The organism is Sphingobium sp. 15-1, from assembly GCF_013375535.1.
GTDB classification, from domain to species: Bacteria; Pseudomonadota; Alphaproteobacteria; order Sphingomonadales; family Sphingomonadaceae; genus Sphingobium; species Sphingobium aromaticivastans.
Genome location: NZ_JABXJG010000003.1, coordinates 107,375 through 123,278 on the forward strand (window position 1 = coordinate 107,375; position 15,904 = coordinate 123,278).

A 15,904-nucleotide genomic window follows, 5' to 3' on the forward strand; every position below is an offset into this window, starting at 1 on the left:
TCGATCAGGACGGCCCCTCCTTTCGAGTGGGCACGCCCATGATGAGATCGCGCCATACCGCGTTCAGAGAATTGCGATCGGAGAGCGATGAATGGCGGGAGCCTCTACAGCGGAAGAAATCAGAGCGGCGTTCGCAGAGATTGGGACTGCCGATTTGCCGGGTGTCAGCGTTTATGATGCGATCCGAAGGAAAGCGGAGCTCTATCCCGACAAGCAGGCTGTCATCGACCTTCCCAGCGCACAGCTCCATGCGATGGCGGTTACGGTCACCTACAGAGAACTGCATAGTTCAATCGTACGAGCGGCGAACTATCTGCTCGGGCGAGGCCTGCTGCAGGGCGACAGAATCTTGTATATCGCACCCAACGGGCTTGCGGGTCTGACGGGGTTTTGGACTGCCCAGCTTCTGGGCGCGGTCGTGCCGGTCAATCCCTTCCTCGATCTGAGTGCCATCGCCGAAATCGCACGAGCTGTTGGCGCGCGCGCTATCATGTCCGCGGGACACGGCAGCCCGTGTGGCAGTTATCAACTGGCCCGCACTTTGATGGCAATCAATCCTGATCTCGTTTTGCACCTGACGCTGGGCAGCGGCGGCGATGGTGATGCCATTGACCTCTTTCGCGCATCGGCATCTGCTCCAGCCGAAAAATATCTTGGACGCGAACCGGGCCTTGACGATATCGCGGCATATTTCCCGACAGGCGGAACGACGGGCACCCCTAAAGTGGCGCGATTGTCGAATTGCAATCTGTTGGTGGGAGCCTATAGCAGCGCTCTGGCAAGCAGCGCCGATGCCGAGCATGTGGTGCCGTTGGGCTTGCCCATGTTTCATGTCGGTGGTGGCGTTATTGCCTCGACCCGGACTTTGATACTCGGGCAAACGCTGGTGATATTGACGCCTGCCGGGTTCAGAACGGCAGACCTGGCAGTGAATTTCTGGGCGCTGGCCGAGAAATACGGACTCACCCAGTTCATATCGGTGCCCACTGTGTTCTCCGACCTGCTCGCGACCTACACGGGCGGGGAGACCAGCATTCGCTATTTTATCGCGGGTGCCAGCAAGCTGCCATCCAGTCTGTGCCGCGCCTATGAGAGAATTTTCGGCCATGGCATCTACGAAGGCTATGGCATGACCGAGACAGCGGGTTTCTGCTGCGTCAACCCAACCGCGTTGCCGCCGAGACCCGGGAGCGGCGGGATCGTAGCGCCATTATATGATGTGAAGGTCGTAATGCTCGACGAAGCCGGTCGCTTCGTGCGGGAATGCGAAGCGGGCGAAACGGGCAACATCGCGGTCTCCGGGCCAGCGGTATTTCAAGGCTATGTCGATTCCGCGCAGGACGCAGGTAAGTTCATCTCTGGAATCTCGGGCGCGCGATGGATCGATGCAGGCGATCTTGGGCACTTCGACACCGACGGGTATCTTTGGATCACGGGACGCGAAAAGGACCTGATCATTCGCGGCGGCCACAATATCGATCCTGCCCCGATTGAAGAGACACTTCTGGACCATCCCGATATCGTCGACGCCGCTGCGGTTGGAATGCCAGATGCGCGGGTTGGAGAATTGCCGGTGGCGTTCGTTCAACTTGCCGAGGGCGCACGGCTTGACGAGGCTGGGCTACGTGCCTTTTGCCAGGAGCGCCTTCCCGAACGCGCTGGAACACCGGTGCGCATCTTCGCTTTGGAAGCACTCCCTCGAACCGCGATGCGCAAGGTCTTCAAACCGGAATTACGCCGTCTTGCGGCCAGCGCTGCGGTCGAAAGCCGGTTAGCCGAGGTCGCTGTCCCCGATCGTCTGACGTGGCAGGTCGTCTGCGACGACAAGGGCTGCCTTGCTGTGGAAATTTGCGGTGACGCGGAGGATCGCGCGCTTTGCGATCCTATCGACGAACAGCTCAGCTACCTCAATTTACACGTCACATTCTGCGAGACACATTCATGATCGAGCCTCTCACCCCCGAATCATTGGCGCGCGCCTCGACCTTCTCAAAGCCGGATGAGGTCTATGATCTTTACGCCCGGCTGAGGCGGGATGCACCGGTGGTGAAGGCAGAGCCGCGCGGCTATCGTCCATTTTGGGTTATGACTCGCCATGACGACATCATGGCGGTCGAGCGCGATCCCGCGACCTACGCAGCCGGAGACCGCACTGTCCTGCTGCCCGAGAAGGTCGAAGCGATTTATGAAGCCAAATATGGAGACCGCAACGGCGTCAAGCCGTTGACCCATATGGATGGCCCTTATCACCGCGCACATCGCGGCGTCACGATGGACTGGTTTGGTCCGAAAAATCTTCGGAAGTTTGAACCGCAGATCGCGGCGATCGCGAAAGAGTTCGTCGATCGCATGGAGGATCTCGGCGATGCGTGCGACTTCTCGGCCGACATCGCTTATTGGTTTCCCCTTCGGGTGGTCATGACCCTCATGGGGGTGCCAAAAGAGGATGAAGCCCAGGTTCTTCGTTTGACGCAGCGCCTGTTCAGCCCCGCCGACAAGGATCTTAAGACGCAGAACGGCGAAAGGCCCGCCTCCGCACCTGGCGGCGTGCGCGACGTTTTTGCTGAATTTGGCGATTATTATCGGACCCTGACTGAGGATCGACGCAAGAATCCGAAGGATGACATCATTTCCACGATCGCTAATGGCGTGATCAACGGCTGTCCCATGGCTGAACGCGAGATGACGTCCTACTATGTCATTGCATCGACAGCGGGCCATGACACGACGGCTGCATCCATCGGAGGAGGCTTGCTGGGGCTCCTGCAATTCCCCGATCAGCTCGGTATGCTTCGAGCCGATCTGGGGCTTCTGAACTCCGCGGCTGAAGAGTTTGTCCGATGGACGGCGCCGGTGAAGCACTTCATGCGCACTCCACAGCAGGACGTCACCTGGCACGGCACGACCATCGCGGCCGGCGAGGCCATCATGCTGTGCTACGCTTCAGCGTGCCGAGACGAATCCGTTTTCCCGGACGGTGATCAGTTTCGCGTCGACCGCAAGAGCAACCCCGCGCACCTCGCCTTCGGCTATGGCCCGCATTTCTGTCTCGGGAAATTCCTGGCTACCATGGAAATCCGCGCATTTTATGCCGAATTGCTTCCTCGCCTGAAACATGTCGAACTGGCGGGTGACCCCACCTATATCGAGTCTACCTTTGTCAGCGGGCTGAAAAGCCTTCCTATCCGGTTCAGCTTTTGATGAGGGACAGGCCAAAACTCTACCATAGCGCGAATTCCCGCTCCTTCCGCGTTCTTTGGGCGCTGGAGGAGGTAGGGATTCCGTATGACCTCGAGCTTCTGGAGTTTCCACCGCGAACGGCCAAGCCAGCCTATTTACGCGAAAACCCGCTCGGGACAGTCCCGCTATTTATCGACGCGGATGTGCGAATGACCGAGTCCGCCGCTATTTGCCATTATCTAGGGGCAAAATATCCGTCCATGGGCTTGGTGCCTGGTCCCCAGGCCTCAAATTTTGGCGCGTTCCTCAACTATCTTCATTTCGGGGAAGCGACCCTCACTTTTCCACAAGCGATCGTCCTCCGCTATGGCAACCTCGAGCCCGAAGAACGCCGCAGCAAGCAAATGGTGGAAGACTATTCCCGCTGGTTTCTAGCGCGCGCGCGGGGGGTTGATGCATTCCTGAAGCTTGGAGATTATGCTGCTGGCCCCGCGTTCACCATGGCTGATATATCCGTAGGATATGCGATCATGTTGTCCCAGTTCACCGGCCTGTTTGATCAGCTGAGCGAGCCCATCCACCAATATTGGCTGCGCTTGCAAGCGAGGCAAGCTTTCCTGCGGGCCGTAGCAGTGCAAACGCAAGGTTGAGGTCCATTGAACGGGGGAGGGCGCAGGAGCCGGTGCGGATAAGGCATATCACTCGAAGCCGCGGGAAGGCTATAGTACCGCAATGATCGATCAGCGCGCGATTGAAGAGCGACTCGCCCGAGGCCATAACGCCACGATCGGCTTGCGGTATGCGGCCCATGGTGGTGACTGGGCGGAGCTCGTCCTTGATTACGACATCGGGCTGACAGCGGACTGGGACGAAGGCACTCTGGCTTCGGGGCCGATTATCACGATGATGGACCTTGCGACGAGTTTTGCCGTCTGGATACGGAAAGGTCATTTTACCAATCAGGCCACACTCGATCTGCGGGTCGACTATATGCGTCCAGCCTTTCCAAGACAGCTCGTTTTCGGGCGAGGGGAATGTTACCGTCTCACCCGCAGCATCGCATTTGTGAGAGGGGTTGCGCATCAGGGCGACGTTGCCGATCCTGTAGCGCACGTCGCGGGCACATTCATGCTCCTCGACGGAGCAACGCTGTGAGGCTTCCCCCCTATGCCGAACGATTGCAGGCTGTTCTCGAGCTAGAACAAGGACGGCATCGTGTGATCATGGCTGCCGGCCCCCATGTAACTGGTCGGCCGGGCTTTCTTCATGGTGGAGCGATTTCTGGTTTGCTCGAGCTGGCTGCGTTTGTCGCACTGTACGAAGCGATCGGTGAACCCGGCACGATCCGGGTAAAACCTATCAACTGTCCGCCGTCAGCGCCGATGGCACAGATTTGAGGTTGTGAATTAAGGAGGGTTGGGGCTTCGTCGTAGTGACGAAGGAACGAAGATGAAGCCCCAACCCTCCTTGAAAAAATCGCCGCCGAAGGCCCCTGCTGATCGGGTGGTGAAGGACATCCGGCGGGCGACCCGGCGGCACTTCTCCGCCGAGGACAAAATCCGCATCGTGCTTGAAGGCCTGCGCGGCGATGACAGCATTGCCGAGTTGTGCCGCAAGGAAGGCATCGCGCAGAGCCTGTATTACACTTGGTCGAAGGAGTTCATGGAAGCGGGCAAGCGCCGGTTGGCCGGTGACACCACCCGGGCCGCGACCACTGGCGAGGTGCAGGACCTGCGCCGCGAAGCCCGCGCCCTGAAAGAATGCGTTGCCGACCTGACGCTCGAAAACCGTCTGCTGAAAAAAAGCATGATCGCGGATGGGGGCGACGACGAATGAGGTATCCCGCATCCGAAAAGCTGGAGATCATCCGGATCGTCGAGCAGTCGCACCTGCCCGCCAAGCGGACGCTGGACCAGCTCGGTATCCCGCGCCGGACCTTCTACCGCTGGTATGATCGCTATCTCGAAGGCGGACCGGAGGCGTTGGAGGATCGACTATCGGCGCCGAGCCGGGTGTGGAACCGCATTGGCGACGATATCCAGGACCAGATCGTCGAGATGGCGTGGATTACAGCGAGCTGTCACCGCGCGAACTGGCGGTGCGCTTCACCGACGAGAAGCGCTACTTCGTGTCGGAGGCCACGGTTTACCGCCTGTTGAGGGACTGTCAGGAATTTCGTGTGCGGCGAGGCGGTTGACCATCAGGCCGTCATGGCCCTGATGAAGCGTTCGCCGAAGAGAACGGCAAATTGAGCCTTCGCCATGTTCCACTCGCGCGGCGGCATTTTCCACTCTTTTTCCGATCGGTTCAAGATCAGATAGAGCAGCTTGGTGGCCGCCTCATCATTGGGGAAATGGCCCCGCGCACGAACAGCGCGACGAAGCTTGGAGTTCAAGGCCTCGATGGCATTGGTGGTGTAGACGATCCGCCTGACTTCGTCGGGGAAGGCGAAAAATGGGATGACCTCGGGCCATGCCCGACGCCAGCTCTGGCCGATGGCAGGATAGCGCTGCCCCCAGAAGCTCGCTTCGAAGGCCGTCAGCGCTTCCTCGGCGGCCGCGGCATCGACAGCACGGTAGATGGCCTTCAGGGCCGTTCCGAGCGCCTTACGGTCTTTCCACGCCACGAAATCCATCGAGTTCCGCAGCAGATGGACGATGCATATGTGGACGGCCCCCGCCTGACAATAGATTTAGCAGAGTATGACCGATCGCTTGCGTTCATATGTCCGGCCTCAAAGGTGCAGCCGCAAATGACCGCGGGCCAAGATGGTTTCCGCCACATGAGTTCCAAACAAGTTTCCGGCATGTAGTAGCCATTGCATCGTACGGAGTGTCTCACGCCCGGAATGATCGATCCCATCTGCGCATTCTATTGCAAGTTCAGGCCTCAGCTCAACACGAGTGCTTGCACATCAGCACCCCCTGTTCGCCAAGCTCTATGCCGCTACCTCGCGTAGCGGAATACTGTTTGCCCGGTAGCGCTCGCCGGTCACCATGAGCTTCCAGGCAATGCGCGCAATCTTGTTCGCAACCGCCACGGCAACGAGCTTTGGCGGCTTGCGCTTGAGCAGTTCAAGTAGCCAGGCGTTTGCATTGTTGCCCTTTCCTGCTCGAACATGCCGTAGAAGCGCGGTGGCACCGGCCACCAGCACACTTCGCAGCAGTTCGTCACCGGCGCGTGTTATAATGCCAAGCCGGACCTTGCCGCCGGTAGAATGGTCCTTTGGTGTCAGGCCCATCCAGGCGGCAAATTGTCGCCCTGAGGCAAACAGCTCGGGCGCTGGCGTTTTCATCATGAGGAGTGACGCTCCGATTGGACCGACACCGGGGATTTCCGCCAGGCGTCGGCTGCATTCGTTGGCGCGGTGCCATGCCGCCAACTCCGCTTCGACCTCTTCGATTTGGTCCTGAAGCCGAGAATATTCCTTCGCCTGCGCGGCAAACAGGGTTCGCGCAAGCGCCGGCACAGTAGGGTCGACCGCGATACGGTCGAGCAGCGGAACGATCCGGCACTTGCCCTGGGCAGCAATCAGCCCGAACTCTGCAGCATAACCACGGATCGCGTTGACCAACTGCGTACGGGTGCGGATCAACCGATCGCGTACGCCGACCAGCATGAGCGCTGCCTGCTGCTCAGAAGTCTTGATGGGCACAAAGCGCATCGTGGGTCGGCTCATTGCTTCGCACAGGGCTTCGGCATCAGCCGCATCGTTCTTCCCGCGCTTTACATAGGGCTTCACCAACTGCGGCGCGATCAGCTTCACTTCATGGCCGTACGACGTCAGGAGCCGCGCCAAATGGTGAGACGCCCCACACGCCTCGATAGCAATCACCGTTGGCGGCAGCTTCTCGAAAAACGCCATCATCTCGGTACGGCGCAGCTTTTTGCGCAGGATGGGCTTCTCGGCGGCGTTGACGCCATGAAGCTGGTAAACGTGCTTTGACGTGTCGATGCCAACTCGGATAAGATGTTCCACGGACGGTCTCCTCCTTGAGATTTGCAACAACCTCAACCTGGCACATTGTGATGCCGTTTGGAGGCCGTCCACACCAACATGTTTGAACCATCGCTTCGGGGAAGACGGCGGTGATGGCGTCGGGAAAACCCTTCAGGCCATCGACGACGGCCAGCATGATATCCTCGACACCGCGGTTGCGCAGTTCGTTCATGACGCGCAGCCAGAATTTGGCGCCTTCATTCTGCTCCAGCCACAAGCCAAGGACCACCTTGGTGCCGTCGGCCATGACGCCCAGGGCAATATGGATCGCCTTGTTGCGAACCATGCCCTCGTCGCGGATCTTAACCCGGATCGCATCGAAGAAAACCAGCGGATAGGCTGGGTCCAGCGGGCGTTGTTGCCAGGCCGTGACCTCCTCCAGCACAGCGTCCGTGATCGTGCTGATCAGGTCGGGTGAGGCCTCGATGCCGTACAGTTCGCGCAGATGCCCGGTGATCTCACGGGTACTCATGCCGCGCGCGTACATCGAGATGATCTTGTCGTCGAAGCCAGGGAAGCGTCGCTGGTATTTGGCGATCAGCTGCGGATCGAAACTGCCCGCTCGATCGCGCGGCACCTCGATCTCGATCCGTCCCCCATCGGTCGTCACCGTCTTGCGGCCATAGCCGTTCCGGCTGTTGGTCCCTTGCTCCTCCTGGCCAAGATGGTGATCCATCTCCGCATTGAGCGCCCGTTCGGCAAATGCCTTCTTCAATGTATCGAGCAGGCCGCCCTGGCTGAGCGCTGCTGCTGCGTCAGTGCCGGCCAGCAGTTGGTCGAGAATGTCGTTCGGTATCGAGGGTTCTTTGCGTCGTGACATACTGGGTCTCCTTGTTGCCCATTATGCCTCGCCGCACACGAAATTCCTGACAGTCCCCCTGTTGAAGGTCCGCGATCTGATTACCAGTCCGGCCTATGTGGTGATCAAGGCCGCCGATCAGTTCCATACCAAGACCACCCGGCCGAACGAGATGTGGCAAACCGACTTCACCTACTTCAAGATCATCGGGTGGGGCTGGATGTATCTGTCGACCGTGCTCGACGACTTCTCACGCTATATCATCGCCTGGAAACTGTGCACCAACATGCGAGCCGAGGACGTCACCGATACGCTGGACCTCGCCCTCAAAGCCTCGGGTTGTGACAGCGCCACGGTGCTGCACAAGCCCAGGCTGCTCAGCGATAACGGCCCCAGCTACATCGCGGGCGAACTGGCGGAATACATCGATGCGCAGAAGATGAGCCATGTGCGCGGCGCGCCGATGCATCCCCAGACCCAGGGCAAGATCGAACGCTGGCATCAGACCCTGAAAAACCGCATCCTGCTGGAAAACTACTTCCTGCCCGGCGATCTCGAAGCTCAAATCGAGGCCTTCGTCGAGCACTATAACCACCAGCGTTACCACGAGAGCCTGCACAATGTGACGCCCGCCGACGCCTACTTCGGCAGGGCTTCCGCCATCATCAAACAGGGAGAAAGGATCAAAAAGCAGACCATCGAATATCGGCGCTTGCAGCACCGCAAGCTCGCCGCTTAACATCAACCCCCAGACGAGGCCCGCACTCCGCTAATCTACGCCCCGAGTTGTGCCGAATGTTCTGACGACGGACAAGCTTCCCTTCATTCTCCTTCCGGCACCATGAGCGGAGAAAGCCATTTCGCTCCCGGAGACACTGCCTATGGCCAAGTGATCTATCTTTCACTTGGAATCCTTTCCTGACCGGCTGTAATCAGGCAGAATATGACCCCCGAGGCATCAGGCATGATGAGACGCTCCTTTCCATCAGCGCAACGGGTCAGGCGCACACCAGTCCTGACCAGGCGCAGTTCCAGGCGGGCGTCAACAGCCGGAGCAGGACGGAGCCAGCGGCGAGCGACGCCAATTTTTGAGCCCGCTCCTGGTCTCGGAAAAAACAGACTTGTCACCTGCGCGCGGGCCTTTATTGCAGTGGCACCACTTTACCAGGATTGAGGGTTGAACGCGGATCCAGGGCTCTCTTGAGCCTCACCATGGTGTCGATTTCTGCTCCGGATCTGCTGCAATGCAAATAGGAGCGCTTTTCCAGGCCGATACCATGTTCGGCGGAAACGCTCCCGCCCACCATCTGTAGCGGCAAATACACCAGATCATCGATAGCACGATGATGCCCGTCCTCGCCTGGTCGAATGACAAGATGCAGATTACCGTCGGCAACATGGCCGAATACGGCCATTTCTGCATCTTTCAAGTAAGCATGCAGATTGTCTTGAAGATCATTGACGTATTTTTCCATGTGGATTTGTGGAAGGCTGATATCATACAGTAAAAGTGGATCGGGTCCGGCGCACAACGTGTCGATGTCGTCTCGGATCGACCAGAATGCGTTGGCCTGGCCGATACTTTGGGCAATGGAGGCATCGTCAATCAGCCCTCGTTCCCAACCCGAGGCGATTGCTTGGTTGATCATCGCGTCGGCATGATGTGATGCGATCTCGATCAAGACGTAAAAAGCGTGGGAATCTTCCAGTGGAGACCGATGATTTCCTCGCGTCGTCACGGTATCGATAAAAGAAGGCCACATCACTTCGTAACTCGAGAGCGCTCCATCTACCGCAGCTGCGGCCAGCGCGAACAGTTGCAGGACGGCATCGAAACTGGAAAGGCCGATGAAAGCGGTTGCCTTGAGGCCGGCATTCGGCCTTAGCCGGAGCACCGCCCGGGTAATGATTCCCAACGTTCCTTCGGACCCGACGAACATCTGCTTCAGATCGAAACCCGCGTTGTTCTTGATCAGCCGATTCATTGAACTCAACACGGTTCCATCGGCGAGGACAACCTCAAGCCCGAGAACCTGATCGCGGGTCATCCCGTAACGAAGGACGCAGTTGCCGCCGGCATTGGTCGCGATCGTACCGCCGATGGTCGCCGATCCCCGCGCTCCCAGATCGACGGGATAGAGCAGATCCGCAGCATTCGCCGCCTCCTGCACGGCTTGAAGCGTGGCTCCCGCTTCCACCTCAACTGTCAGCCCTGACCGCTCCACAGGTGCGATTGCGGTCATGCGTTCGAGCGACAGGGCGATATCTCCGGGTTTCGTATAGGCTCCTCCGGCAAGCCCCGTGCGGCCGCCTTGGGGGACCAGCGTCAGGCCGTGGCGGTCGCAATAGGCGGCGATCATGGAAACCTGTTCGGTCGTTTCGGGGCGAACGATGCACAAGGCTTCCATCGCATGGACCGGAAGGTAACAGTCCGATCGCTGGGTCACCTCTTCGCCGGTTAGAACATTCTTGACGCCGACGATTTTCGCCAGGTCCTCGATAATGGTCATTTCGCTCAATTCCGAAATATGAGGGGTCATGGAGCCACCTTGTTGGCCAAGTTGAAGATCTCGCGGGAGGGGCGCGTGGTCAGAACGTGCGGCACAACTCGCGGCGTCATTAGCGGAGCGCGGGGTCTTATGTTTCTCGGCAATGTCTCACGCACGCTCGGCGCCCAAAAGCCGATCGGCAAAGTAGCGCGTCGGCGTGGTTCCAAGCGCCTTCCTGAACATGACGATGAAGGCCGTCGTGGATTCATACCCCAAATCGCCTGCTACCTGCTGGACCGTCGCGCCGGCAGCGAGTTCCCGCAGCGCGATGACCAGATGGAGCTGACGCCGCCAACGGCCGAAGCTCAATCCTGTCTGCTGGACCATAAGCCTCTTCAACGACCGCTCACTGACGGCGACATGCTCAGCCCATTGGCCGAGGGTCCGGCGGTTGCCCGGGTCCGCCAAAAGAGCCGCAGCGATCGCAGCGATCTTTGGATGGTCGGACACGGGCAGTTCCAGCCCCTCCCGCGGCATCAGCGCAAGCTCATCGAGCATGACCCGCACGAGGCGATCGACATGAGCGTCGCCTGCATCACTTGCCGATAGCTCCGCCACGCGGAGTATCATCTCCCGAAGCATTGGCGATACCGAAAGCGTGCAGCATTCCGCTGGAAGCATGGCCGCGCCCGGTTCGACAAACAGATATGTCAGACGAGCGTTGGACGTGACCTGATTGCTGTGAGGAACGCTGCCCGGTATCCAGATTCCGCAGTCGGGCGGAACGATCCAGACCCCACTGTCCACTTTGCAGGTAACCGCGCCATGAAGCGCAAGGATCAGTTGACCCTGCCGGTGCTGATGCTGCGGCCCCTCGGCTTCATAATCGGCGAAGTCAACCTTGATCGCCAGCGCCGGTCCATGGGAAAGGTTCAGATCGATGGCGGTGCTGCACGGACGTTGCTTGTTCGAAGGTTGGCCCGATTTCGAGATCATATGGCATTATCTCCACTTTTACTCGCAATGCAATTCATTAGAATCTCGGGTCAGCAACTTTAGGAGATGAGCCATGCGTATCGCCGTGGTTGGCGCGACCGGCAGGATCGGCGCCAAACTTACCGAGAATCTTCTGGCCAAAGGCCATTCCGTCAAAGCTCTTTCGAGGGGAGGACCAGCCCTCGATGCACTTGTCGCGAAAGGGGCGGAGCCGTTCTCCGGCAGCTTCGACACGGGCGATGGTGAGCTTGGCAAGTTCTTCGAGGACGCCGATGCCGCGTTCCTGATGGTCAAGACCCTGTGGGAATCCGAGGATTTTCATGGGCAATATCCTGCCGTAGCGCTTCGTTTTTTCGACGCGCTGCGGGATTCCCCTGTGAAACTGGCCGTGAGCCTGACCGCGATGGGATCCGAGGTCAGCGGAAACACGGGCCATTTCCAGCCCTTCCACATCCTGGATCAGATCCTCAACCGGCTGCGTGACATCAATCTGGTGCACCTGCAGGGCGGCTTCTTCATGGAGGATCTGGGCAGGTGGAGCGACTCGATCGCGCAGCACGACAGGATCGCATGGTCGCTTGACCCTGACGTCAAAATTCCTTGGGTTGCGATCCAGGACATTGCGGATCTTGCCGCGAAGGAATTCGACGCGCCGTCCGGCCAGCACCGGGCCATAAGGCAACTCGGCATCGATTATTCGATCAGCGAGATCGCCGCGATCATCGGCCGGGCAATCGGCAAAGAGGTGGGCTATCGCTTCGTCGACAGGGACGATCGCGCGGTCGAGACGGTATTCCGGGAGAAGTTCGGAACACTCGATCGGTGGGTCTATGACAACAACACCATGGCTGCTCTCAACGACGGGCGTGTCAAATTTCGCGATGATCGTCCTGCGCTGCCCACGACAATGGAAGAATTCGCGAAGGACACTCTCAAGCCCCTGATCGAGAAGGCCCGGGCGGATGGCGCCAAACCCGAGACATTCATGACGTGGAGTTCAAAGGGATAATCGCCGTGTGGGCGACATCCGCGTGATGGTGCCTATACCGACCATATACCCTAAAGGGCGTTGACGCTTTCAACCAGGCGACAGCGCGCGGCTGGCAACAGGTATAGGGTGGCCGGAGCGAGGGGTAAGCGAGAGGGAAGAATGAGCGGGTGGCACAACATTGAGGCGTTGAGGAAAGGCGCTCGAAGCGCCCTCCCGCGTCCTATATTCGATTATATGGATGGCGGCGCCGAGGATGAACTGGCGCTGGATCGGTCGAGTTCCGCCTTCGACCGGTATGAGTTGCTGCCCCGGATGCTGGTGGACGTTTCGCATACCAGCGCGGAAACCGAAATCTTCGGCCGCCGCATTCCCTTTCCCCTCATGCTCTCGCCTACGGGATTGACACGGCTCTTTCACAAGGATGCGGAACTTGCGGTCGCCCGAGCGGCCTCCGCTGCCGGATTACCCTATTGCCTGTCCACCCTCGGCACCACGACGATCGAAGAATTCGGGCGCGTGCTTTCCGCCCCGAAATTGTTCCAGATCTATATCTTCAAGGACCGGGGGCTAACCGAGGAATTTATCGAGCGTGCCCGCGCCGAAGGGTATGACGGGCTGGTCCTGACCGTCGATACGCTCGTGGCCGGTAAGCGGGAGCGCGATATTGTAAATGGCCTTTCGCTTCCTCCCCGACTGACTCCCCGCGGGTTCCTGGGATTTGCCATGCGGCCCGGCTGGTCCATTCCGGCGCTGTTCGGGCGGAAGTTCGACTTCGTCAATGTGGCGCATCGCGCTGCAGCACTGTCCGGCCAATCCATCTCACTTCAGGATTATGTGGCCGGTCAGTTCGACCGCTCACTGACATGGAAGGACGTGGAGTGGCTGGCGGCCCGGTGGGGCGGTCCGTTGGCGGTAAAGGGTATCTTGCGTGTGGATGACGCAAAAAGGGCGGCGGATGCGGGCGCCGACACTGTCATGGTGTCAAACCACGGAGGACGGCAGTTGGAGTCAGCCGCCGCGCCCATCGATCAGATCGCTCCCATCGCCGATGGTCTGGCCGGACGCATGAAGATCATCTGCGATGGCGGCATTCGGCGCGGCTCGCATATCTTCAAGGCGCTGGCTCTGGGAGCCGACGCGGTTTCGGTCGGCCGTCCCTATTTATACGGCCTCGCTGCGGGAGGTAGTCAGGGAGTGGAACGCGCCATCTCCGTCCTGCGGGAGGAATTTGAGCGGTGCATGATTCTGGGCGGCGTAAGCAGCCTGGAGGACATCAATCGGGACATAATCAGGCAGTTCGCCTTCCCTTCGTAGATTCGACTGTGGTCCAGCCGCCCACCGAGGGCTGCAAGTGGAGTTTCCATGACGATATCCACGACGCGCCATGGCGCCGTCATCCTGCTCACGATGGAGAACGGGCCGCTCAACAGGCTGGGGGCGTCGGGCGGGCACCTGCGCGCCTTGAACGACGCGCTCGAAGCGGCGTCGAATGATATTTCCTGTCGTGCAATCGTGTTGACAGGCGCAGGCAGTGTCTTTTCAGGCGGAGCCGATCTTCAGGGGGCCGGAAACGTAAACACAGCAGTGGAGCTTCGGGAGGCTGTCGCCAGAGTCGAGGCGTTCACCAAGCCAGTGATCATGGCGATCCATGGCGCGGCATTTGGTGGCGGTCTGGAATTCGCGCTGGCGGGCCATTACCGGATCGCACACAAAGACGCGCTTTTCCGGCTGCACGAAGTCAATTTTGGCGTGATGCCAGGTGCAGGCGGCTCCCAGCGTTTGCCGCGGCTGGTCGGGGCCGGGCCGGCGCTCGAGATGATGCTGACGGGCAATTCGATTTCCGCCGGGAAGGCGGCGGCATTGGGACTGATCGACGAAATCATCGAGGATGATGTCGTCGCCGCCGCCATGGCGTTCATTCCTGATGTTGACGTATCCATGCGCCGGACGGGGAGCCTTCCGCCCCCAGCGGACCTCGCCGATGCGGTGAGCGCCGCGCGGGCAGCGTTACGTCCCTCCCGGTCCGGTTCCGCCGAAGCAATCATCGGCTGCGTCGCTCAAATCACCGGCGATCTTGCCGCCGGGCTCGCGCATGAAGCGCTTGAATTTGACAGGCTGCTGGCGAGCGAGGCTTCCCGCGGATTGCGTCATGCCTTTTCTGGCGAGCAGGCGGTGGCGCACATCCCCGGCATCCCGAGCGATGTCGTCCCCCGCCGGATCGAGCGGGTGGCGGTCATCGGCGGGGGCACGATGGGGACAGGAATCGCCATCGCCCTGCTGAACTCGGGCCTTCACGTCAGCATGATAGAGTTGCGCGAGGACAGCCTGTCCCGAGCCATGGCGACGATCAGCAAGAGCATGGCCCGCGACGTAGACAAGGGACGCATCGATCGGACCGAGGCCGACGCCCGGATCGCTCGCCTCACGGGAGCGACGGCCTATGCGGAGCGGGCTGACGCCGACCTCGTCATCGAGGCCGTGTTTGAAGATCTGTCGATCAAGCATCAGCTATTCAAGGCGGTCGAATCTCTGGTGCGGCCGGAGACCATATTGGCCACCAACACATCGACGCTCAACGTCGACGAGATCGCTCGGGCTGTCGCCGACCCTTCGCGTGTAGTGGGACTGCATTTCTTTTCGCCGGCGAACATCATGCGCCTGCTGGAAGTGGTGCGGGGCGAGCATACGGCGCCCGACGTGCTAGCGACGGCGATGGCGCTGGGCAAGACGCTGGACAAGGTCGCGGTGGTTTCGGGCGTGTGCGACGGCTTCATCGGCAACCGCATGTTCGAGGAATATCTGCGCCAGGTCTGGTTCATGCTCGAGGAGGGCGCGCTTCCGCAGCAAATCTACGCCGCGCTGGAGCGCTGGGGGTTTGCCATGGGGCCGTGCCGAACGATGGATCTTGCAGGGCAGGATATCGGCTGGGCGATCCGCAAGCGCCGCGCGGTGGAGCAACCGGATCGTCCCTATTCGACGGTCATCGATCGGATCTGCGAGCGAGGCCGGTTTGGTCAGAAGACCGGCAAGGGGATTTACCTCTACCAAGATGGGCGGACAGCGACGCCCGATCCCGAGATCGAGGTGCTCATCATGGCCCATTCCGCGGAGATGGGCCTCACCCGCCGCGAGATCACAGATGATGAGATCGTCGAGCGGTGCCTTCTGGCGCTCATCAACGAGGGGCTGCGCATCGTGGGGGAGGGGATCGCCTATCGGCCGGTCGATGTCGATATGGTCTACCTGCACGGCTATGGCTTCGCGCGCGATCGCGGCGGGCCGCTGTTCCAGGCCGACGAGATCGGCGCGCGGGCGCTTTTGACGCGGCTGAAGAGGCTTGCCGCAGGGCGTCATGGCTGGGCCTGGGCGCCCGCGCCGCTTATCGAAGAAAGGGCCGTTACCGGAGAGGCCTTCAGCAAGCTCAACGCCTGAGCCACCTGAAGTCACGC

11 protein-coding genes and 4 pseudogenes are annotated in these 15,904 nt (G+C 60.0%); 10 read left to right on the forward strand and 5 right to left on the reverse strand.

Annotation, left to right across the window (positions count from 1 at the left end):
• Nucleotides 1-91 precede the first annotated feature (91 nt).
• The 6 genes and pseudogenes from HUK72_RS23540 to HUK72_RS23560 form a co-directional block, all read left to right on the forward strand.
• Entirely contained in the window at nt 92-1,945 is a 1,854-nt protein-coding gene (locus HUK72_RS23540; RefSeq protein WP_176598996.1) for an AMP-binding protein, read from the forward strand.
• Nucleotides 1,942-3,201 carry a cytochrome P450 gene (locus HUK72_RS23545; protein WP_176598997.1) on the forward strand — a complete coding sequence of 420 codons (1,260 nt, stop codon included), beginning with the start codon at nt 1,942-1,944 and terminating at the stop codon, nt 3,199-3,201. The genes HUK72_RS23540 and HUK72_RS23545 overlap by 4 nt, the downstream gene beginning before the upstream one ends.
• Nucleotides 3,201-3,830 carry a glutathione S-transferase family protein gene (locus HUK72_RS23550; protein ID WP_176598998.1) on the forward strand — a complete coding sequence of 210 codons (630 nt, stop codon included), beginning with the start codon at nt 3,201-3,203 and terminating at the stop codon, nt 3,828-3,830. Before HUK72_RS23545 ends, HUK72_RS23550 begins: the two co-directional genes overlap by 1 nt.
• Before the next feature lie 82 nt (nt 3,831-3,912).
• Complete coding sequence (locus HUK72_RS23555) at nt 3,913-4,335, forward strand: PaaI family thioesterase (RefSeq protein ID WP_176598999.1); 423 nt, start codon at nt 3,913-3,915, stop codon at nt 4,333-4,335.
• A complete protein-coding gene (locus HUK72_RS27065) occupies nt 4,332-4,577 on the forward strand; it encodes a hypothetical protein (protein WP_218036265.1) in 246 nt (81 codons plus the stop codon). The genes HUK72_RS23555 and HUK72_RS27065 overlap by 4 nt, the downstream gene beginning before the upstream one ends.
• A gap of 52 nt (nt 4,578-4,629) precedes the next feature.
• Nucleotides 4,630-5,341: pseudogene (locus HUK72_RS23560) on the forward strand (transposase); the annotation flags it as partial.
• Nucleotides 5,342-5,380: 39 nt separating this feature from the next.
• Here the strand turns inward: HUK72_RS23560 and HUK72_RS23565 are convergent.
• The 3 genes and pseudogenes from HUK72_RS23565 to HUK72_RS23575 all read right to left on the reverse strand — a co-directional run.
• A pseudogene (locus tag HUK72_RS23565) lies at nt 5,381-5,851 on the reverse strand (transposase); the annotation flags it as partial.
• A gap of 267 nt (nt 5,852-6,118) precedes the next feature.
• Complete coding sequence (locus HUK72_RS23570) at nt 6,119-7,159, reverse strand: IS110 family transposase (RefSeq protein ID WP_176598614.1); 1,041 nt, start codon at nt 7,157-7,159, stop codon at nt 6,119-6,121.
• Nucleotides 7,160-7,235: 76 nt separating this feature from the next.
• Nucleotides 7,236-8,000, reverse strand: a pseudogene (locus HUK72_RS23575) (IS256 family transposase); the annotation flags it as partial.
• A 58-nt stretch (nt 8,001-8,058) separates the two neighbouring features.
• Here HUK72_RS23575 and HUK72_RS23580 point away from each other — a divergent pair.
• Nucleotides 8,059-8,718 (forward strand): annotated as a pseudogene (locus HUK72_RS23580) (transposase); the annotation flags it as partial.
• A gap of 403 nt (nt 8,719-9,121) precedes the next feature.
• Here the strand turns inward: HUK72_RS23580 and HUK72_RS23585 are convergent.
• Nucleotides 9,122-10,519, reverse strand: coding sequence for an FAD-binding oxidoreductase (locus HUK72_RS23585; RefSeq protein WP_255325977.1), 1,398 nt, complete (start codon nt 10,517-10,519; stop codon nt 9,122-9,124).
• A gap of 117 nt (nt 10,520-10,636) precedes the next feature.
• Complete coding sequence (locus HUK72_RS23590) at nt 10,637-11,464, reverse strand: helix-turn-helix transcriptional regulator (RefSeq protein WP_176599001.1); 828 nt, start codon at nt 11,462-11,464, stop codon at nt 10,637-10,639.
• A gap of 73 nt (nt 11,465-11,537) precedes the next feature.
• Here HUK72_RS23590 and HUK72_RS23595 point away from each other — a divergent pair, with 73 nt between their 5' ends.
• The 3 genes from HUK72_RS23595 (at nt 11,538) to HUK72_RS23605 (ending at nt 15,887) form a co-directional block, all read left to right on the forward strand.
• Nucleotides 11,538-12,473, forward strand: coding sequence for an NmrA family NAD(P)-binding protein (locus HUK72_RS23595; RefSeq protein ID WP_176599002.1), 936 nt, complete (start codon nt 11,538-11,540; stop codon nt 12,471-12,473).
• Nucleotides 12,474-12,614: 141 nt separating this feature from the next.
• A complete protein-coding gene (locus HUK72_RS23600) occupies nt 12,615-13,769 on the forward strand; it encodes an alpha-hydroxy acid oxidase (protein WP_176599003.1) in 1,155 nt (384 codons plus the stop codon).
• Between the two features lie 48 nt (nt 13,770-13,817).
• On the forward strand, nt 13,818-15,887 hold the full coding sequence (locus HUK72_RS23605; protein WP_176599004.1) for a 3-hydroxyacyl-CoA dehydrogenase NAD-binding domain-containing protein: 2,070 nt from the start codon (nt 13,818-13,820) through the stop codon (nt 15,885-15,887).
• Nucleotides 15,888-15,904: the final 17 nt, after the last annotated feature.